Source organism: Streptomyces sp. NPDC089799 (assembly GCF_040684755.1).
Lineage (GTDB): Bacteria > Actinomycetota > Actinomycetes > Streptomycetales > Streptomycetaceae > Streptomyces.
In genome coordinates this window covers 25,982-46,173 of the sequence record NZ_JBFBGR010000001.1, presented here as the reverse complement: position 1 = coordinate 46,173, position 20,192 = coordinate 25,982, and the positions used below count along the sequence as shown (strand labels likewise).

Below are 20,192 nucleotides of genomic sequence, written 5' to 3'. Positions count from 1 at the left end.
CCGACACGGCTCCCCCGGGAGGCAGGGCGGGGTCCGGTGGGAGGGGCCGCGCCGCATCCGTGATCGATTGACCCGTTGTGGGCGGTCGTGGTTCACTCGCGGGCATGACCGGCAACGACGTACTGCTCTGGCGGAGGGTCCACATGGACCTGCTCCGCTACGTGGGCTGCGTCTGTCGCCCTTCCTGTTGATTCGCCGCTCCATCGAATCCTTCCTGCGCGCCCGCCTGCCGGTGCGCGCTCCCACGCGAACCCACAGGACGGTCACACCCCATGTCTGCGCCCTCGTACGCCCCCGCGCGCCCGCACGCCGGCCCCACCGCCGCCGAGCTCCTCGACTTCGCCCTCCGGACCGCTGCCGATCCCGAGGTGATCGCCTCGCTCCCGCTGGATCCGCAGGGCCGCACCTGGGTGCGGCTGGACGGCCCGGGCGGCAGTGAGGCATGGCTGATCGGCTGGCCGCCGGGCACCGGCACCGGCTGGCACGACCACGCCGAATCCAGGGGCGCGTTCGCCACCGCGCGCGGACGGCTCACCGAGAACTCCCTGGCGGTACGGCTGCCCTCCGAGGGCTGGCAGAGCCTGCACCTGGCGGAGGGGCACGACCGGCGGCGCGGTCTGGAGCAGGGCAGCGGGCGGGCGTTCGGCGAGTACCACGTGCACGAGGTGCTCAACGAGTCGCCGGACGAGCACGCGGTCTCGGTGCACGCCTACTACCCGCCGCTGCCGCTGATCCGCCGCTACAGCCGGTCCGGCCCGGTCCTCACCCTGGAGCAGGTCGAGCGCCCGGCGGACTGGGAATGAGCACCCCCGAGCCGGCCCCGACCGGCATCGACGAGCACCTGGAGCGGGTCCGCGCCACATACGAGCGGGTCGCCCCGCAGGAGGCGTACGCGGCGGTGCGGGCGGGCGAGGCGCTCCTGGTCGACACCCGGTACCAGGCGCTGCGGGAACGCGACGGGGTCATCCCGGGTGCGCTGGTCGTCGAACGGAACGAACTGGAGTGGCGGCTCGACCCGCTGGGCAGCCACCGCACTCCCGCCGCGACCGGGCACGACGTGCGGTGGATCGTGCTGTGCAACGAGGGCTACGCGTCCAGTCTCGCGGTCGACTCGCTGCGCCGGCTGGGGCTGGGGCGGGTGACCGATCTGGTGGGCGGGTTCCAGGCGTGGAAGGCGGCGGGCCTGCCGGTGGCGGCGATGGCCTGATGGCCAACGCCCTCAGCGCGGCCACCCGAAGGTGACCGCGCTGAGGGGGGCTGCGCGAGCGGTGCGCAGCTCCGGTGCCGTGTGCCCACCCGTGCCGCCCTGCGGCACGATTGCCCACACGGCGGGCGGAGGGCGGTTACTGCTTGGCCGTGGCCACGTCCACCGGGCGGAGGCGGAGCGCGTTGCGGCCCGGGAGGGCGGTGGCGGCCAGGGCCAGGAGGGCGGCGCCGCCGATCACCGTTGCGTGGACCAGCGGCAGGACCGCCGGGGCCGCGCTCCCGGTCATCCCCACGCTGAAGGCGGTCAGCACCGCCAGGGAGATCCCGGTTCCGAGCACCGCTCCGATCAGCAGGACCGAGAGCGCCTCGGTGCGGATCATCCGGAGCACCTGGCGGCGGGTGGCGCCGGCCAGCCGCAGCATCGCGAACTCGCGGAACCGCTCGGCGGTGGACATGGCCAGGGTGTTGACCACCGCGATGGCGGTGAAGGCCAGGACCAGGCCCATGGCGAGGAGGTTGATCTCGGTGCCGGCCTTGCCGCGCTCGGCGCGCACCTGGTCGGCGTCGGCGGCGGAGAGGACCGCGGTGCCGGGGAATGCCTTCAGCGCGGCGGCCAGTTGCGCGCGGCCGGTGCCCGGCTCGGTGGCCACCAGCACGCTGCCCGCGAGGGGGTTGTCGATGTGGGAGGCGACCAGGTCGTGCGGGAGGGTGAGGTCGCCGAAGCCGAGGCCGCGGGAGTAGACGGTGGAGACGGTGAGGGTGACGGGGGTGCCGTCGCCGAGGTGGACCGTGAGGGGGCTGCCGGGCTTCAGGTGGAGCTGGTCGGCGGCGAGTTCGCTGACGGCGGCCTTGCCGGGGCCGAACTCCGCCAGGCTGCCGCCGGTGACGCCGGGGTTCCAGGTACGGGTGAGGCCCTCGGGGGTGACGCCCTGGACGGCGTACTTGGTGAGGCCGACGCGGGCGGTGGTCTGCACGGTCTCGGTGGCGGCGAGCACCCCGGGGGTCCGGCGGACCGTACGGGCGGCTCCGGCGGTGACGCCGGGGCCCTGTGCGGCGAGCACCCACTGGGCGCGGACGCCGTCGCGGGCCTGGGCGCGGGCCGCGTCGCCGAGGGTGGGCTGGACGAAGAGGACGGTGCAGGTCATGCCGACGAGCAGGGCGAGCGGGGTGACGGCGGAGGCCATCCGGGTCGCGTTGCCGCGCAGGTTCGCGGTGGCCAGGCGGCCGTTGGTGCCGGTGATCCGCAGCGGGCCGGCCAGCAGGGCGGCGGCGGCGCGCACCAGCAGCGGTCCGAGCAGGGAGACCGCGCCGGCCAGCACGACGACGGCGAGGAAGGTGACGGGGGTGGAGGCGGGCTCGGTGCGCAGGGTGCTGAGTACGGCGACCAGGACGGCTCCGCCGGCCAGCAGCAGGACTCCGGCGGCGATCCGGCTCCAGGCGGGCCGGGTGCGCTCGACGGCCGCTTCGGCGAGGGCTTCGGCGGGGCGGATCCGGGCGATCCGGCGGGCGCTGATCCGGGCGGCGGCCCAGGCGCCGAACAGGGTGGCGGCGACCGCGGCGGCCATCGGGAAGACACCGGCCGTGCGTTCGAGTGTGGCGGGGACCGCGCCGAGGGAGATGAACCGGCCGTGCAGCCAGGCGGCGAGCGGGATTCCGGCGAGCGCGCCGGACACACCGGCGGCGAGGCCGACGATCAGGGCTTCGCGGCCGAGCAGGCGGCGGATCTGGCGGGGGGTGGCGGCGATGGCGCGGAGCAGGGCGAGTTCGCGGTGGCGCTGCTGGATGGAGAGGGCGAAGGTGCCGACGACGACGAGGACGGCGACGAGCAGGGAGGTGCCGCCCATGGCTCCGCCCATGGACACCAGCTTGGTGCGGGCTCCGGCCGCGTCGAGGAACTCGACGGGGCCGCGGGCGTCGCCGGTCGCGACCTGGGCGGTGGTTCCGGCGAGGGCCTTCTTCAGATCGGCGGCAAGGGTGCCGGGGTCGGTTCCGGGCTTCGGCAGCACGCCGAGGGCGGTGACCCGGCCGTCACGGGCGGCGAGCCGGCGGGCTTCGGGTCCGCTGAAGAAGAGCGAGGTCTGGTGGCCGAGGTCGCCGTGCGCGGCACGGGCGATACCGCTGACGGTGTAGGTCCTGGGCTCTCCGGTGGCCTGGACGGTGAGCGGGGAGCCGGGCTTCAGTCCGGCCCGCGCGGCGAGCTCCCGGTCGACGACGATCTCGCCGGCGGCCGTGGGCCCGTGCCCCTCGGTGAGGGTGAACGGGGTGAGGGCGGCGGACTCCCAGGCGTGTCCGTAGCTGCGCTTGCCGGTGCCGGTCCCACCGCCCGTGCCGGTGCCGCCGTCGCGCACCAGCGGTACCGCCTGGAAGGTCAGCTCGGGTACGACCCGCTCCACCCCGGGGACCGCCCGGACCTTCCCGGCGGTGTCGGCGGGCAGCCAGGCGCGCTCGGCTACGGGCTTGGCCTTGTGCTTGACCTTGGTCTTGCCCTTCTTCTCCTTGACCCTGGTCTGGTGCACGTTCTGGTCGGCGGAGACGACCACGGGCGTGGCGGCGTACCGCTCGGTGGCGATCCTTCCGCGCAGCCCGGTCTCCAGCAGGGTGCCGCAGGCGGTGATGAGGGCGGCCGCGCACATGAGGGCGACGAAGGCGCCGAGGAAACCGGCTTTGCGGTCCCGGACGGTCTGGAGGGCGTAACGCAGCATCATGGGGACAACTCTGCTGTCGCGCGGCCCGTGGATCATTGGAGCGGCCCGGCGTCCTCACCCTGGGGCCAGCCCCACCCCCCTACGGTGGCCCGCCCGGCCGCCCGGAGCCGGGGTGGGTACCCGGAGCCGGGAGAGATGCCGGCGGCCGGGGTGATCACCCGGCGTCGGGGTCAGTACCCGTAGCCGAGGTCCTCGGTGTCCTCGCCCTCTTCCTCCAGGGCGCGGCGGACCACGCGCAGGGCCATGCCCTCCGGGTAGCCCTTGCGGGCGAGCATCCCGGCGAGCCGCCGGATCCGCTTGTCCCGGTCCAGTCCCCGGGTGCCGCGGAGCTTGCGCGCGACCAGCTCGCGGGCGGTCTCCTCCTCCTGCTCGGAGTCGAGCGACTCCAGGGCCTCGGCGACCAGGCCGCCGTCCACGCCCTTGGTGCGCAGCTCACGTGCCAGTGCGCGGCGGGCCAGGCCGCGCCCCCGGTGGCGGGACTCGACCCAGGCGCCGGCGAACGCGGCGTCGTCGATCAGGCCCACCTCCTCGAACCGGGAGAGGACCTCCTCCGACACCCCCTCGGGGATGCCCCGCTTGTGCAGGGCGTCCGCGAGCTGGCGCCGGGTGCGCGGGCTCCCGGTGAGCAGGCGCAGGCAGATCGCCCGCGCCTGCTCCTCGGGGCTCTGGGGCGGCAGCTCCGGTCCGGCCCTCGACGGACCGGGGCCGTCTCCCCCGTCGTACTCCCGCACCGGCTAGCTCTTGGCGGTCGTGGCCTTGACCACCTTGGCCTTGGACGCCGGTGCGGGCACGGCCTTGGCCGCGTCCTCGGCGGTCGCCTCGGCGTCCGCGCCCTCGGCGGCGGGAGTCGCGCCCTTGCGGACGCCCACGCCGAGCTTCTCCTTGATCTTCCGCTCGATCTCGTTGGCGAGGTCGGGGTTGTCCTTCAGGAAGTTGCGGGCGTTCTCCTTGCCCTGGCCGAGCTGGTCGCCCTCGTACGTGTACCAGGCGCCGGCCTTGCGCACGAAGCCGTGCTCCACGCCCATGTCGATCAGACCGCCCTCGCGGCTGATGCCCTGGCCGTAGAGGATGTCGAACTCGGCCTGCTTGAAGGGCGGCGCGACCTTGTTCTTGACGACCTTGACGCGGGTGCGGTTGCCGACCGCGTCCGTGCCGTCCTTGAGGGTCTCGATGCGGCGGATGTCGAGGCGCACCGAGGCGTAGAACTTCAGCGCCCGTCCACCGGTGGTGGTCTCCGGCGAGCCGAACATCACACCGATCTTCTCGCGGAGCTGGTTGATGAAGATCGCCGTGGTCTTGGACTGGTTCAGCGCGCTGGTGATCTTCCGGAGCGCCTGGCTCATCAGGCGGGCCTGCAGACCCACGTGGGAGTCGCCCATCTCGCCCTCGATCTCCGCGCGCGGCACGAGGGCGGCGACGGAGTCGATGACGATGAGGTCGAGGGCGCCGGAGCGGACCAGCATGTCCACGATCTCCAGGGCCTGCTCACCGGTGTCCGGCTGGGACAGGATGAGGTTGTCGGTGTCCACACCGAGCGCCTTGGCGTACTCGGGGTCGAGGGCGTGCTCGGCGTCCACGAAGGCGACGGTGCCGCCGGCGCGCTGGGCGTTGGCGACGGCGTGCAGGGTCAGGGTCGTCTTGCCGGAGGACTCCGGTCCGTAGATCTCGACGACGCGGCCGCGGGGCAGCCCGCCGACGCCGAGGGCGATGTCCAGAGCGGTCGACCCGGTGGGGATGACCTCGATGGGGTCGTTCGGCCGGTCGCCGAGGCGCATCACGGCGCCCTTGCCGAATTGCCGTTCAATCTGTGCGAGCGCGGCGTCGAGCGCCTTCTCGCGGTCGGTGCCTGCCATGGGTTCCACCCGGTTTGCTTGAGTCGATCGCTTCACGCCAAAGACGCTAACGCCTGCCACTGACAATGCGCCTCCACGCCCGGTTGCCTGTGGACAAGCATCAGAATACGTGTTCGATTTTTCTGTCAAGCCCGCCGCGCCCCCGCCCCGCCGGAACCTTCCGGCAGGCACCTCACGCCCTGGTATCAGCCCTGGTCACGAGCGGTTTCGGGGCAGCCCGAAGCCCGACATCCCCTTCTCCTCATAGGACAGGAAGCCCAGGCTCCGGTAGAAGGCGTGGTTGCGCTCCCCGTCCGGGGCGGACTCGTGGTCCGTGGACAGCAGGAAGAACCGGCAGTGCACGTAGCGCCGCGCGAGGTGCTCGACCAGGGCCCGGCCGACCCCCTTCCGATGGTGCTCCGGGTCGACCAGGACGTCCTGGACGTAGACGATGTGCTCGTCGTCGGAGATGGTCCGGGCCAGCCCGAGGAGGGCCCCGGATCCGTCCCGCGCGGTGATGACGAGGTGGGAGTTCCGCAGGCCGCGGCAGAGTTTGTCGGCGTCGTGGGCATACCCCTCCCAGCCGACGGACCCGTAGAGCCTCTGCATCTCCTCGGGATCGAAGACGTCCTCCACGGCGATGAACACGCCGGCCCCCCGCGCTTCCGCGCCGGCCGCCTCCATGCCGGTCGTTTCGGTGCCGGTCTTTTCCGTATCGGTCATGTGCTGATCGCTTCCGTGCTGGTCGTGCGCGAATGACACCGCATGGGACTCCCGACCGATCGGCCGCGTCAAAGGAATTCCGGCGGGCCCACGGAGACTGACAACCGGCGGTTGACACCCCACTACTGTCAACCTACGGTTGTCAGCATGACGAACCCTTCCGTGGAACCCGTCCGCATGACCCATCCGGTCCGCCTCGACGATCTGATCGAGGCCATCAAGAAGTCCCACGCCGACGCCCTGGAGCAGCTCTCCGACGCCGTCGTCACCGCCGAACACCTCGGGGACGTCGCCGACCACCTCATCGGGCACTTCGTCGACCAGGCCCGCCGCTCCGGCGCCTCCTGGACCGACATCGGCCGCAGCATGGGCGTCACCCGCCAGGCGGCCCAGAAGCGCTTCGTCCCCAAGTCCGACGCCGACCCCGCACCGAGCCAGGACTTCGCCCGCTTCACCCCCCGCGCCCGCAACGTGGTCGTCGCCGCGCAGAACGAGGCCCGCGCCGCCGGCAACACCGAGATCCGCCCGGAGCACCTCGCCCTGGGCCTGCTCGCCGAGCCCGAGGGCCTGGCCGGCTACGCCCTGCGCGGCCAGAACGCCGACGCCGATGCCGTACGGCGGGCCGTGACGGCGGTCCTGCCGCCCGCCGAGGAGAACGTGCCCGAGCTGGTCCCCTTCGACGCGAACGCCAAGAAGGCACTGGAACTGACCTTCCGGGAGGCCCTCCAGCTCGGCCACAACTACGTGGGCACCGAGCACGTCCTGCTGGCGCTGCTGGAGCTGGAGAACGGCGAGGGCGTGCTCAGCGGCCTCGGCGTCGACAAGTCCGCCGTGAAGGCGGCCGTCACCGCGGCCCTGGCCTCCATCGCCGGCGAGCCCTCCGCGGAGACCCCGGGCTAGCCGCCGCGTCCGCCCCGGAGCCACCCTCGTGGGCCACCTCGTACCGCTTCACGTACGCGCCGAGGAACGCCTGCAGGGTGGCCACGGCCGGGATCGCGATCAGCGCGCCGACCGCGCCGAGCAGGGCGGTGCCGGCGATGACCGAGCCGAAGGCCACCGCCGGGTGGATGTCGACCGACCTGGAGGTCAGCTTGGGCTGCAGCATGTAGTTCTCGAACTGCTGGTAGACCACCACGAACCCGAAGACGTACAGCGCGTACCAGGGGTTCTCGGTGAAGGCGATCAGGATCGGCAGCGCACCCGCCAGATAGGTGCCGATGGTGGGGATGAACTGGGAGACCAGGCCCACCCAGACCGCGAGCGCGGGCGCGTACGACAACCCCAGCAGCTCGAAGAGGACGTAGTGCGCGATGCCCGAGATCAGCGCCATCAGGGCGCGCGAGTACAGGTACCCGCCGGTCTTGGCGACGGCGATCTCCCAGGCGCGCAGCACCTCGGCCTGCTTGGCGGGCGGCAGTACGGAGCACAGCGCGCGCCGCAGCCGGGGCCCGTCGGCGGCGAAGTAGAACGCGAACAGCGTGATCGTCAGCAGCTTGAAGAGTCCGCCGAGCACGGTGGCGGACACGTCGAGTACCCCGGTCGCGCTGTTCTGCACGTACTTCTGCAGCCAGTCGGAGTGCAGCAGGCTCTCCTGGATCGCCAGCCGGGACAGTTCGGTGCCGAAGGTGTGGTTGATCGAGCCGATGACGTCGTCCAGGTACTGCGGGAACGACGCGATCATGTCGATGATCTGCCCGGCGAGCATCGAGCCGAGCATGACGACGAAGCCGGCGCCGGCCACGAACACCCCGAGGAACACCAGGAAGGTCGCCAGGCCCCGGCGCACGCCGCGGGCGGCCATCCGGGCCACGGCCGGCTCGACCGCGAGCGCGAGGAAGAACGCGATCAGGATGTTGACGAGCAGCCCGATGAGCTGGTGGAACGCCCAGCTGGCGAGCTGGAAGCAGGCGAAGAGGGCCAGCACCATCACCACCGCCCGGGGCAGCCAGCGCGGCATCCGCGCCCCGGGGTCCACGGCGGCGAAGGGCCGTCTGCCCGGGCCGGCCGGACCCCCGTCCCGGGGCCCGGCGGCGGGCGTCTCCCCCGCCGCGCCGGGCGGTCCTCCGGTCCCGGGCCGGCCGGCCCGGCCGGTCTCCGCCGTCTCCGGCCCGCGGGCCGCGGGCACCGCGGCGGGGCGGGCGGGTGCCGGCCCCGGCGGTACGGGCCCGGGCTCCGGCGCGGGGGCGGACTCCGGTGCGGGCGCAGGGTCCGGCTGGTCCTGGGCGGTGTCGTCGGTGGCTGCCACCCGGCAAGTCTCGCCTACCGGAGCGCGGTGGTGCCGCGTTGCCCCGGTGACCGGGCCGGGGCGGCGGGGCGGGCAGGGGCTCCCGGAGGGGTCCGCCCCGGAGAGGTTCAGCGCAGGTGGGAGGGGATGCCCACGGCGGCGCACACCGCGCGCCACACGTCCTTGGTCTCCCAGCCGGCGTCCAGCGCCTGGTGCACGGTGAGGCCGCCCAGCTCGGCCATGACGTGGTCGCGCGCGAAGGAGTCGGCGTAGGAGGCGCCGAAGTGCTCGGCCATCCGCTCCCAGAAGATTGTCAACCTCATGCGTCCAGTATCCCGCCCGTTCGGGGTGGACCGGGGCGTTCCCCTCGCCGGGCCCCGGCCCGGCGCCCTACCGTTCGGCCATGTCCGCAGACGACGGTTCGTCCCTTGCCCGCGCCGAGCGGTTCATCTGGCTCACGGCCCGGGTGCTGGAACAGCGGCGGTTCGCGTTCCACTTCCTCGGCGGCGATCCGGACGCCGTCGACGCGGCCCTCGGCCCCTACCTGAACCCCGACGGCGGCTACGGGCACGCCCTCGACCCCGACCTGCGCGGACCGCTCAGCCAGCCCCTGCACGCCGCGCACGCGCTGCGGGTGCTGGACGGCCTGGGCCGCTGCGCCGGACAGCGGATCGAGCGGCTGTGCGGCCACCTGACCCGGGTCTCCACCCCGGAGGGCGCCCTTCCGGTGGTGTTCCCGGGCCCGCGCCACTACCCCGCCGCCCCCTATCACCCCGTGCAGGACGACCCGCCGGCCGAACTGCTGGCGACCGGGCCGGTGGTGGGGGTCCTGCACCGCAACCGGGTCTGGCACGCCTGGCTGTTCCGTGCCACCGAGTTCTGCTGGGACCGGGTGGAGACCCTGCGCCGCTCCCATCCGTACGAGGTCCAGGCCGCGGTGGCCTTCCTGGACGGCGCCCCGGACCGCGGCCGGGCCGCCGCGGCCGCCGACCGGCTGGGGCGGCTGGTCCGCGCCGACGGGCTGGTGGTGCTCGACCCGCTGCGGAGCGCGGACTTCCCCGTCGCGGCCGGCTACGCCCCCGGCGAGCGGCTGTTCCCGCACGACTTCGCCCGCCGCCCGGAGTCGCTGGCCCGCGGCTGGTTCACCGACGAGGAGCTGTCGCGGTCGCTGGACTTCCTGGCGGGGTGCCAGCAGGAGGACGGCGGCTGGCCGGTGCTCCGCCGGACCTGGGCGCCGGGCAGCGCACTGGAGCGGCGCCCGATCGCCACCCTGGAGGCCCTGCTGACCCTGCGCGCGTACGGGCGCCTGCCCGCGCCGGGCACGTCCCCGGCGGGGCGGCCGCACTGACGGGGCGGCGTACGGCGGGCCCGCCGGCCGGTACCGCGGATCCGCCTGCCGCACTGCGGGTCCGTCGGCCGGTACCGAGAGCCCGCCGACCGGTACCGAGAGCGCGCCGGTCGTACCGCGGGTCCGCCGGTCGTAGGGCCCGTCGGCCGTACCGCGGCCCCCGGCAGCCCGCCGGAGCGGGCGCCCGCTATCCGCCCAGGGCCCGGACCCCCGCGGTGACCACCACGGCGGCCCCGACCACCACCAGGAAGGGGGCGCGCAGCACCAGCGCGAGCCCGGCCGCGGCCAGTCCGGCCGCGCGGGCGTCCACGACCAGCGCGGACCCGGTGCTGAAGGTCTGCTGCGCGGTGAGCGCGGCGAGCAGGGCGACCGGCAGCAGGGCCGCCAGCCGCTGCACCAGCGGGCGTTCCAGGACACCGGCCGGGACCAGGAGTCCGGCCAGCTTGAGCAGGTAGCAGCCGGCGACGGTGGCGCCGATGGCGATCCAGACGGTCACGGACGGCGTCCCTTCAGGAAGAGGATGACGGGCGCGGCGAGCGCCGCGACCAGGACCGGCACGCCGGCCGGCAGCACCGGCAGGAAGCCGAGGCCCAGCACGAGCGCGAGGGCGGCCACGGCCCGCTCGGTCGCGGTCCGCAGCATCGGCGCGAGCAGCGCCAGGAACACGGCGGGGCCGGCGGCGTCCAGGCCCCACCTGGCGGTGTCGCCGACGGCCTCGGCGCCGAGCGCCCCGAGCAGGGTGGTGAGGTTCCACAGCAGGTACAGGCTCAGCCCGGTGACGGTGAAGCCGAGCCGGGCCGAGGAGCGGTCCTTCTGGGCCAGGGACACGGCGGCGGTCTCGTCGATCACCCAGTGCGCGGCGAGCGGCCTGACCGCACGGGGCAGGGCCAGCAGCTGGGACAGGCGCAGCCCGTAGAAGGCGTTCCGGGTGCCCAGGAAGAAGGCCCCGGCGGCGGCCGTGAAGGGGTTGCCGCCGGCCGCGAGCGCCCCGACGAGGGCGAACTGGGAGGCGCCGGTGAAGACCAGCAGGCTCAGGACGCACGCCTGCGCCACGCTGATGCCGGCCCCCGCGGCGGTCACCCCGAAGGCGAAACCGGAGAGCCCGACGGCCACGCCGACCCCGAGGGCGTCGCGCACGACGGCCCGGCGGCCGGCCGGCCGGTCCGCCGATCCGCCCGCCGGCACGACTGCCGGCACGTCCGCCGGCACGTCCGCCCGCATCTCCGCTGCACTGTGTGCGCCCGGCCCGCGGGCCGCGGTGGCGCTGGTGGTCTGCTGCTCGGTCACCCCCCGAAGCTATGCGGGCCGCCCGCGCCCGGTCTTGTACGTTCTTGCGCGCGCACCCTCCACTCCCTGCACGCAAATGGCTACCGTGAGTGAATGAGCACCTCCCTGCCGCGCCGCTGGGCCCCCGTCCTCTGCTGGAGCGGGCTCGTCGCCGGGATCCTGCTGGCCGCCGAGTACGCCCGGCGGCGGCCGGCCGCGCTCGGCGCCGGGGCCGAGCAGCGGCTGCAGCTCGCCGGGGACCGGGCCGGGGCCTGCGCCGCCATCGGGGAGGACTGCGCACGGGCACGGGCCGACCTCTTCCGGGAGGCCCTGGAGCTCGACTGGACCCTCTTCATCCCGGCCTACGGGCTGGTGCTGCTGGCGGTCTTCGGCTTCGGCCGGCTGTACCTGCACCGTCCGGTGGCCCGGCGGGCCTCGCTGCGCGCCCTGGGGCTGACCCTGGCGGCGGTCGCGGCCGACGTCGCCGAGAACGCCTTCCTGTACGCCGCGCTGGACCGGTTGGCCACCGCCCCGGACCCGTACCTGCGGTTCGCGGCGTACTGCGCCCTGGTGAAGTGGGCGCTGATCGGCCCGCTGGCGGCGACCGCCGTGTGGGTGGCGGCGACCCTGGCCGCCCGGGGCGTGACGGGCCGGGCCCGGGTGTACGTGGACCCCCGCCCCGCCTTCCGGCAGCGGATGGGTACGGCCGCACGCCGGCTGCTCCGCCGCCCGCCCGGCGAAGGGGACCTCCTGCGGGCGCCCCTGGTCACCACCGCGTACGACCTGGCCGGCGAGGCGGCCGGGCACGTACCCGGCGGCGGGGGCCACGAGGACGGCGGGGACGACCGGCCGGGGGCGGACCCCGCGGCGGCGCCCGCCCCCGCCCCGGCCTGGCTGCCGGACCTCATCGAGCCGCCGATGGCCCCGCCCGCCTCCACCCCGCTCGCCGACTGGGCCGGCCTCCCGACCAAGGGGCCCGCGCCCGGCGACAGCGCCATCGCCCGCTGGCGGACCCGGGCCCTGGTGCTGCCCGCCCGCAAACCGGCCGCCACCGGGATCTGCGTCTCCGGCGGTGGCATCCGCTCCGCCTCCGTCACCCTGGGCGCGCTCCAGGCGCTGCGCGAACAGGGGGTCCTCGACCGGGCCGAGTACCTGGTGTCGGTGTCCGGCGGCGGCTACGCCGCCGGAGCGTTCCAGCTGGCCGTGACCCCGCGGCCGGCCCGCCTCCGGGACACGGACCGCTCCCCGCGGGGCCTGGCCGGGCCGGACGACGCCTTCGCACCGGGCAGCCCCGAGGAGGACCACGTCCGGCGCCACGCGAAGTACCTGATGGACACCCCGCGGGAGACCGTGGTCGCACTGGGCACCGTACTGCGGGGGGTGCTGGTCTCGCTGGGCCTGCTGATCCTGACCTTCCTCGTGGCCGGCGAACTCGTCGCCGGGTTCTACGCGGCCGTGCCGGTGGCCGACCTCCCCGGGTTCCGGCGCGCCTTCGAGGCGGGCGCCGGGCTCGGCGACTTCCCGCTGTACCCGCACGTCTGGCCGCCGGTGCTCGCCCTGGTCTGTGCCGCGGCCCTGGTCTCCCTCGGCGGCACGCTGTACCGGACGTACCGCGGGGCGGCCCGCCCGGCCTGGCTGCGGAGCACGCTCAGGGCGGTGCTCTGGACGGCGGTGGCGGTCCTGGCCCTGGCGGTGGCCGTCCCCTGGGTCGTGTGGTTCTACACCTGGCTGTCCGTCGGCCGGCAGGTGGTCCCCGACGACATCCGCGGGGTCTCGGCCCTCGGCGCGCTCACGGCCGGACTCACCTGGGTGGGCGGCCTGTTCGCGGCCCGCTTCACCCGGACCCGGCAGGTGCGCAACGACGGTGACCGGCCGGGACCGTTCTCCGCCGGGCGGGTGAAGACCATCACGACCAGGATCGGGAACGGCTGGACGCTGCGGCTGGTCACCTGGCTGGTGCTGCTGGTCCTCGGCTTCGTCCTGCTCTTCTTCCTGTCCTGGGCCGCCGTCTGGTCCGGGGACTGGCCCCCGGGCTGGCAGGTGGGCCTGCCCGCCGCGCTGGTGGTGCTGGCCCTGGTCCTCGACCAGACCACGTTCAGCCTGCACCCCTTCTACCGGCAGCGGCTGGCCGGCGCCTTCGCGGTGCGCCGGACCGTGCTGGAGGACGGCTCGATCGGCAGCCTCCCCTACGACTACAACGGCGAGCCGACCAGCCTGAGCACGCACGCCGAGCGGGTCCGGCCGTTCCCCAAGGTGATCTTCGCCGCCTCCGCGGCCCTGTCGGGCCGGAACCGGACCCCGCCGGGGCGGCCCGCCGTCCCCATCACCTTCGCCTCCGACTACGTGGGCGGGCCGGACATCGGCTGGGTGCGGACCACCACCCTGGAGCACACCGCGCACCCGCTGATCCGGGCCGACGTGACCGTGCAGTCCGCGATGGCGGTGTCGGGGGCGGCCTTCGCCTCCGCGATGGGCAGTCAGTCGACGGCGGTGGAAAGGCTGCTGGCCCTGTCCAACCTGCGACTGGGCACCTGGCTGCCCAACCCGGCCTACCTGGCCGCCGTGGCCCGGAAGGAGGACGCCCGCTGGACGATGCCCCGGCTCCCCCGGGTCCGGCGGCTCCGCTACCAGCTCCAGGAACTCGTCGGCCGCCACCCGGACACCAGCCCGATGCTGCTGTGCACCGACGGCGGGCACGTCGACAACCTCGGCCTGGTCGAGCTGCTGCGGCTGCGCTGCCGCACCGTGTACGTGGTCGACGCCTCCGGGGACACCCCGCCGCTGGCCACCACGCTGGCGCAGGCGGTCACCCTGGCGTACGAGGACCTGGGCGTGCGGATCACCTTCGCGGAGGGCGAGGCACTGAAGCTGGTGCCGGGCAGCGCCGAACCGCTCGCTCCGGCCGACCCGCTGGCCGCGCTCAACGCCCGGCTGTCGGCGGACTGCGTGGTCACGGGCACGATCGAGTACCCGGAGGACATCGAGTTCGAGCCGGGGAAACCGGCCGGGCGGACCGGGCGGATCGTGGTGGCGAAGGCCGGCCTGACCCCGGACATGGCCTACGAGCTGCTGAGCTATTCGCTGCGGGAGCGGTCCTTCCCTCGGGTGAGCACCTTCGACCAGTCCTTCGACCACGCGCAGTTCGACGCGTACCGGGCACTCGGCCACCACCTCGGGACCCGGGCGGCGGAGGTGGGGCGGGACGCGGAGCCTCCCGGGACCGACGGGGACCCGCCGACGGCCTCCGGGCCTGGCGGGGACGGGCCTGCCGGGGACGGGCCGGGCGGGGACGGGCCGGCCGGCCCTGCTGCGGCGGCCCCCGGTCCGGGCGCCCGCTAGGCGGCGCGTTCGCGCCGGTAGGCGCCGGGCGGGACCCCGACGATCCGGGTGAAGTGCCGGTTCAGGTGCGGCTGGTCGGTGAAGCCGACCACCAGGGCCGCCTCGGCCGGCGGGGTGCCCGCGGCCAGCAGCAGCCGGGCCCGGCGCACCCGGGCATCGGTCAGCCAGGTGTGCGGGGGCATGCCGTACCGCTCGCGGAAGGAGCGCAGCAGCGCGAACGGGCTGGTGCCCAGCTCGGCGGCGAGCTGCTCCAGGGTGGGCGGGTCGGCGAGCCGGTCCTCCAGGACGGCGCGGGCCCGCTCGGCGGCGCCCGCGCCCGCGCCGGACGGCCGGCGGGACGGCAGCGGGCCGCCGTGGCGCCGGAGCATCCGGGCCACCGCGATCCGCAGCAGGCCGTCGGCGGCCAGCGCGTTGCCCTGCTCCGCGGCCCGGAGGACCTCGGTGATCAGCCGGGCGCCCTCCGGGTCCATGACCATCGGCTCGGTGAAACCGGGGGTGCCGCGCAGCGTGGTGAGCTCGGCGGCGACTTCGGCGACCAGGTCACGGGCCGGGTAGAGGGTGGAGTAGGCCCAGCCCTCGGGGACCCCGGCCCGGGCGGTGTGCGGGACCTCGGGATTGATCAGGACCACGCTGCCCGGTCCGGCGCGCTCGGTCGTCCCGGGGAGTCCGACCTCCTCGATGCCGCCGGTCACGGCGGCGATGACGTAGCCGTCGTGGGCGTGCCGGGGGAAGGTGTGGCGGACGTAGTGCGCGCGCAGCAGGTCCACGCCGGGCAGGTCCGGGTTCTGCCAGTGCCGGGCCCATTCCCGGGCCCCCGTCCGGTCCGGGCGGAGCGCGCCGGCCGGGTCCGGGGCGGTGCCGTCTCCGTTCGCCATCCCCTCATTGTCCCTCGCCTTCCGGAGGGGCGTACGCCCAGGTCGGGGGCGATGTCAGTGGCGGGGTGCAGGATGGTCGCATGGCCGGCTCCGCGCTCGATGCGTTCTCCCCCGCGACCCGTTCCTGGTTCACCGGGGCGTTCGCCGGGCCCACCGCCGCCCAGGAGGGCGCGTGGCGGGCCATCGGCGCGGGCTCGGACGTGCTGGTGGTGGCGCCCACCGGCTCCGGCAAGACGCTCGCCGCGTTCCTGGCCGCGCTGGACCGGCTGGCGTCCGTACCGCCGCCCGCCGAGCCGAAGAAGCGCTGCCGGGTGCTGTACGTGTCCCCGCTGAAGGCCCTTGCGGTGGACGTCGAGCGGAACCTGCGCAGCCCGCTGACCGGGATCCGGCAGGAGGCGGTCCGGCTGGGCCTGCCCGAACCGGAGATCCGGGTGGGCATCCGGTCCGGGGACACTCCTGCGGCCGAGCGCCGGGCGCTGGCCACCCGCCCGCCGGACATCCTGATCACCACGCCCGAGTCGCTGTTCCTGATGCTCACCTCGGCCTCCCGGGAGGCCCTGGCCGGGATCGAGACGGTGATCCTGGACGAGGTGCACGCGGTCGCGGGCACGAAGCGGGGCGCGCACCTGGCGCTGTCGCTGGAGCGGCTGGACGAGCTGCTGCCGCGCCCGGCCCGCCGGATCGGGCTGTCGGCGACGGTGCGGCCGGTGGAGGAGGTGGCCCGGTACCTGTCGCCGCGCGGCAGGGTGGAGATCGTCCAGCCGCCCTCGGCCAAGGAGTTCGACCTCTCGGTCGTCGTCCCCGTCCAGGACATGGGCGAGTTGGGCGGTTCGCCGGCCTCGGAGGAGCGGGAGGGCGGCGACAAGCCGTCGATCTGGCCGCACGTGGAGGAGCGGATCGCGGACCTGGTGCAGGCGCACCGGTCGACGATCGTGTTCGCCAACTCGCGGCGGCTCGCGGAGCGTTTGTGCAACCGGCTGAACGAGATCGCGTACGAGCGGGCCACCGGTGAGCCGGCGGCGGCGGACCACGCCCCGCCGGCCGAGGTCATGGCCCAGTCGGGGTCGGCGCAGGGCGCTCCGCCGCTGCTGGCGCGCGCACACCACGGTTCGGTGTCCAAAGAGCAGCGGGCCCTGGTCGAGGAGGACCTGAAGGCGGGCCGGCTGCCCGCCGTGGTGGCCACGTCCAGCCTGGAGCTCGGCATCGACATGGGTGCGGTGGACCTGGTGGTGCAGGTGGAGTCCCCGCCGTCGGTGGCCTCCGGGCTGCAGCGGGTCGGCCGGGCCGGGCACCAGGTCGGCGCGGTCTCCCGGGGCGTGGTGTTCCCCAAGTACCGGGGCGACCTGGTGCAGTCGGCGGTGGTCACCGAGCGGATGCGCGGCGGGGCCATCGAGTCGCTGCGCATCCCGTCGAACCCGCTGGACGTTCTGGCGCAGCAGCTGGTCGCGATGACCGCGATGGACACCTGGCAGCTGGACGACCTGATGGCGCTGGTGCGCCGGGCCGCGCCGTTCGCCGCGCTGCCCGAGTCGGCGTTCACGGCCGTGCTGGACATGCTGGCGGGCCGCTATCCCTCGGACGCCTTCGCCGAGCTGCGGCCGCGGGTGGTGTGGGACCGGGTGGCGGGGACGGTCACCGGGCGGCCGGGGGCCCAGCGCCTGGCGGTCACCTCGGGCGGGACGATCCCGGACCGCGGCCTGTTCGGGGTGTTCCTGGCCGGCGCGGACCCCAAGAAGGGCGGCGGCCGGGTCGGGGAGCTCGACGAGGAGATGGTGTACGAGTCCCGGATCGGGGACGTGTTCACCCTGGGCACCACCTCGTGGCGGATCGAGGACATCACCCGGGACCGGGTGCTGGTCTCCCCCGCGCCCGGGGTGCCGGGCCGGCTGCCGTTCTGGAAGGGCGACCAGCTGGGCCGCCCACTGGAACTGGGCCGGGCGGTGGGCGCGTTCCTCCGCGAGGTCGGCGCGCTGTCCGAGGAGGACGCCCGGCTGCGGCTGGTGGCGGCCGGCCTGGACGCGTGGGCCGCGGACAACGTGCTGGCCTATCTGGCGGAGCAGCGCGAGGCGTGCGGGCACGTCCCGGACGACCGGACGATCGTCGTGGAGCGGTTCCGGGACGAGCTGGGCGACTGGCGGGTGGTGGTCCACTCCCCGTTCGGCGCGCAGGTGCACGCCCCGTGGGCGCTGGCGCTGGGTGCCCGGCTCGCCGAGCGGTACGGCATGGACGCGCAGGTGATGCACGCCGACGACGGGATCGTGCTGCGGCTGCCGGACGCCGACCTGCTGGGCATGGACCTCCTCGACTTCGACCCCGCGGCGGCGCCCGCGTTCGAGTTCGACAGCGAGCAGGCCCCGCTGGGCGCCGCCGACATGGCCTTCGACAAGGGCGAGGTCGACCGGATCGTCACCGAACAGGTCGGCGGCTCCGCGCTGTTCGCCTCCCGGTTCCGGGAGTGCGCGGCCCGCGCGCTGCTGCTGCCGCGCCGCAGCCCGGGCAAGCGCACCCCGCTGTGGCAGCAGCGCCAGCGGGCTTCGCAACTGCTCCAGGTGGCATCCGAGTTCGGTTCGTTCCCGATCGTGCTGGAAGCCGTACGGGAATGCCTGCAGGACGTGTTCGACGTACCGGGGCTGACGGAGCTGATGGGGGACATCGAGGCGCGCCGGGTCCGGCTGGTGGAGGTCACCACGCCCGAGCCCTCGCCGTTCGCCCGGTCGCTGCTGTTCGGGTACGTGGCCCAGTTCCTGTACGAGGGGGATTCGCCGCTGGCCGAGCGGCGGGCGGCGGCGCTGTCGCTGGACTCCCGGCTGCTGGCCGAGCTGCTGGGGCAGGCCGAGCTGCGGGAGCTGCTGGACCCGGAGGTGCTGGAGGCGCTGGAGCGCGAACTCCAGTGGCTGACGGAGGACCGCCGGGCCAAGGACGCGGAGTCCGCCGCGGACCTGCTGCGGCTGCTGGGCCCCCTGACGGAGGAGGAGCTGGCCGGACGGGGTGCGGAGGCGGACTGGGTGCGGGAGCTCGGCGCGGCCCGCCGCGCCATCCGGGTCCGGATCGCGGGGAAGGACCACTGGGCGGCGGTCGAGGACGCGGGCCGGCTGAGGGACGCCCTGGGCACGGCCCTCCCGGTGGGCGTGCCGGAGGCGTTCACCGAGCCGGTGAAGGACCCGCTGGGCGATCTGCTGGCCCGGTACGCCCGGACGCACGGCCCGTTCACCACGGCGACGGCCGCCGCCCGGTTCGGGCTGGGCTCGGCGGTGACCGAGGGCGCCCTGCACCGGCTCGCGGCGGCGGGCCGGGTGGTCCAGGGCGAGTTCCACCCGTCCGGCATCGGGCAGGAGTGGTGCGACGCGGCGGTGCTGCGCCGGCTGCGCCGCCGCTCGCTCGCCGCGCTGCGGCAGGAGCTGGAGCCTGTCCCGCCGACGGCCCTGGCCACCTTCCTGCCACAGTGGCAGCACCTGGGCGGGGCGCTGCGCGGCATCGACGGCCTGGCGCGGGCGGTCGAGCAGCTCCAGGGCGCGCCGGTGCCCGCCTCGGCGCTGGAGCGGATCGTGCTGCCGTCCCGGGTGGCCGGGTACTCCCCCGCCCTGCTGGACGAGCTGACCACCACCGGCGAGGTGGTGTGGGCGGGCGCGGGCGCGCTGCCCGGCAAGGACGGCTGGGTGTCGCTCTACCTGGCGGACGCGGCGCCGCTGCTGCTGCCGCCTCCGCACCCGCTGGAGACCGGCCCGGTGCACCAGGCCGTGCTGGACAGCCTGTCCGGCGGGTACGGCCTGTTCTTCCGGCAGATCGCGCAGACGGTCCGGGCGGCCCTGCCCGAGGTCACGGACCCGGAGCTGTCGGCGGCGGTCTGGGACCTGGCCTGGTCGGGCCGGCTGACCAATGACACCCTCGCCCCGCTGCGGTCTCTGCTCGGCTCGGGCCGGACGGCGGGGTCCACGGCCCACCGTGCGAAACGGACGGTGCCGCGCGGCCGGTACGGCGCGCTGAGCGCGTCCGCGTCCCGGCAGGGACCCCCGACGGTCTCCGGCCGGTGGTCCCTGCTGCCGGAACCGGGTGCTGATCCCACCCACCGGGCCCACGCGCTGGCGCGCACCCTGTTGGACCGGCACGGGGTGGTGACCCGGGGCGCCGTCCAGGCCGAGGGCGTGCAGGGCGGCTTCAGCGCCGTCTACCGGGTGCTGTCGGCGTTCGAGGACAGCGGGCAGGCGCGGCGCGGCTATGTGGTGGAGGGTCTGGGCGCGGCCCAGTTCGCGATGGACGGCGCGGTGGACCGGCTGCGGGCGGCCGAGCGGACCCCGCCGCCGCTGGCGGCGGTGGTCCTGGCCGCGGCCGACCCGGCCAACGCCTACGGTGCGGCCCTGCCGTGGCCGGAGCCGCCGGCCGGAGCGACGCACAAGGCGGGCCGGAAGGCGGGCTCGCTGGTGGTGCTGGTCGACGGGGAGCTGACGCTGTACCTGGAGCGCGGCGGGCGGACCCTGCTGGCGTGGCCGCCCGCCGGGGACCCCCGGCTGGAGGCGGCGACGGCCGCGCTGGCCACCGCCTCCCGGGCGGGCACGCTGCCCGACCTGACCGTGGAGCGGATCAACAACGCTCCCGCGCTGACCTCCCCGCTGGGCGCGGGCCTGGAGGCCGCGGGCTTCCACGCCACCCCGCGCGGGCTGCGGCTGCGGAACTGAC

16 protein-coding genes are annotated in these 20,192 nt (G+C 75.1%); 7 read left to right on the top strand and 9 right to left on the bottom strand.

The features are described from left to right. Positions 1–104: 104 nt before the first annotated feature. From AB0O36_RS00170 to AB0O36_RS00160, 3 genes are all read left to right on the top strand, one after another. On the top strand, positions 105–191 hold the full coding sequence (locus tag AB0O36_RS00170; RefSeq protein WP_365102514.1) for a putative leader peptide: 87 nt from the start codon (positions 105–107) through the stop codon (positions 189–191). An 81-nt stretch (positions 192–272) separates the two neighbouring features. After that, complete coding sequence (locus AB0O36_RS00165) at positions 273–803, top strand: cysteine dioxygenase (RefSeq protein ID WP_365101727.1); 531 nt, start codon at positions 273–275, stop codon at positions 801–803. Then, the gene (locus tag AB0O36_RS00160; protein WP_365101724.1) at positions 800–1,207 is read left to right on the top strand and encodes a rhodanese-like domain-containing protein; all 408 of its coding nucleotides are present in this window, start codon (positions 800–802) and stop codon (positions 1,205–1,207) included. The genes AB0O36_RS00165 and AB0O36_RS00160 overlap by 4 nt, the downstream gene beginning before the upstream one ends. Positions 1,208–1,343: 136 nt before the next feature. On the opposite strand, the gene AB0O36_RS00155 is transcribed toward AB0O36_RS00160, so the two are convergent. The 4 genes from AB0O36_RS00155 to AB0O36_RS00140 form a co-directional block, all read right to left on the bottom strand. Further along, complete coding sequence (locus AB0O36_RS00155; RefSeq protein WP_365101721.1) at positions 1,344–3,911, bottom strand: FtsX-like permease family protein; 2,568 nt, start codon at positions 3,909–3,911, stop codon at positions 1,344–1,346. A 170-nt stretch (positions 3,912–4,081) separates the two neighbouring features. After that, positions 4,082–4,642 carry a recombination regulator RecX gene (gene recX, locus AB0O36_RS00150; RefSeq protein ID WP_365101718.1) on the bottom strand — a complete coding sequence of 187 codons (561 nt, stop codon included), beginning with the start codon at positions 4,640–4,642 and terminating at the stop codon, positions 4,082–4,084. Positions 4,643–4,645: 3 nt separating this feature from the next. Then, positions 4,646–5,764: a recombinase RecA gene (recA, locus tag AB0O36_RS00145; protein ID WP_365101715.1), complete on the bottom strand. Its 1,119-nt coding sequence runs from the start codon at positions 5,762–5,764 to the stop codon at positions 4,646–4,648. Between the two features lie 195 nt (positions 5,765–5,959). Beyond that, positions 5,960–6,466, bottom strand: a complete 507-nt coding sequence (locus AB0O36_RS00140) for a GNAT family N-acetyltransferase (protein WP_365101713.1) — start codon at positions 6,464–6,466, stop codon at positions 5,960–5,962. Positions 6,467–6,613: 147 nt separating this feature from the next. Between AB0O36_RS00140 and AB0O36_RS00135 the strand changes: the two genes are divergently transcribed. Then, on the top strand, positions 6,614–7,366 hold the full coding sequence (locus AB0O36_RS00135) for a Clp protease N-terminal domain-containing protein (protein WP_365101710.1): 753 nt from the start codon (positions 6,614–6,616) through the stop codon (positions 7,364–7,366). Here AB0O36_RS00135 and AB0O36_RS00130 read toward each other — a convergent pair. Continuing rightward, positions 7,311–8,441: an AI-2E family transporter gene (locus AB0O36_RS00130; protein ID WP_365102512.1), complete on the bottom strand. Its 1,131-nt coding sequence runs from the start codon at positions 8,439–8,441 to the stop codon at positions 7,311–7,313. The two genes, AB0O36_RS00135 and AB0O36_RS00130, sit on opposite strands and share 56 nt — an antisense overlap. 377 nt (positions 8,442–8,818) lie before the next feature. Beyond that, positions 8,819–9,013, bottom strand: a complete 195-nt coding sequence (locus AB0O36_RS00125) for a DUF3046 domain-containing protein (protein WP_365101707.1) — start codon at positions 9,011–9,013, stop codon at positions 8,819–8,821. Positions 9,014–9,093: 80 nt separating this feature from the next. Between AB0O36_RS00125 and AB0O36_RS00120 the strand changes: the two genes are divergently transcribed. Then, on the top strand, positions 9,094–10,038 hold the full coding sequence (locus tag AB0O36_RS00120; RefSeq protein WP_365101706.1) for a hypothetical protein: 945 nt from the start codon (positions 9,094–9,096) through the stop codon (positions 10,036–10,038). Positions 10,039–10,225: 187 nt separating this feature from the next. Here the strand turns inward: AB0O36_RS00120 and AB0O36_RS00115 are convergent, their stop codons facing one another. Further along, positions 10,226–10,534: an AzlD domain-containing protein gene (locus tag AB0O36_RS00115; RefSeq protein WP_365101704.1), complete on the bottom strand. Its 309-nt coding sequence runs from the start codon at positions 10,532–10,534 to the stop codon at positions 10,226–10,228. Beyond that, positions 10,531–11,325, bottom strand: a complete 795-nt coding sequence (locus AB0O36_RS00110) for an AzlC family ABC transporter permease (RefSeq protein WP_365101701.1) — start codon at positions 11,323–11,325, stop codon at positions 10,531–10,533. The genes AB0O36_RS00115 and AB0O36_RS00110 overlap by 4 nt, the downstream gene beginning before the upstream one ends. A 93-nt stretch (positions 11,326–11,418) precedes the next feature. Here AB0O36_RS00110 and AB0O36_RS00105 point away from each other — a divergent pair, with 93 nt between their 5' ends. Then, a complete protein-coding gene (locus AB0O36_RS00105) occupies positions 11,419–14,643 on the top strand; it encodes a hypothetical protein (RefSeq protein WP_365101699.1) in 3,225 nt (1,074 codons plus the stop codon). Here AB0O36_RS00105 and AB0O36_RS00100 read toward each other — a convergent pair. After that, a complete protein-coding gene (locus AB0O36_RS00100; protein ID WP_365101696.1) occupies positions 14,640–15,518 on the bottom strand; it encodes an AraC family transcriptional regulator in 879 nt (292 codons plus the stop codon). The genes AB0O36_RS00105 and AB0O36_RS00100 overlap by 4 nt on opposite strands. 80 nt (positions 15,519–15,598) lie before the next feature. Between AB0O36_RS00100 and AB0O36_RS00095 the strand changes: the two genes are divergently transcribed. Beyond that, the gene (locus AB0O36_RS00095) at positions 15,599–20,191 is read left to right on the top strand and encodes an ATP-dependent helicase (RefSeq protein WP_365101693.1); all 4,593 of its coding nucleotides are present in this window, start codon (positions 15,599–15,601) and stop codon (positions 20,189–20,191) included. The last annotated feature ends 1 nt before the right edge of the window (position 20,192 follow it).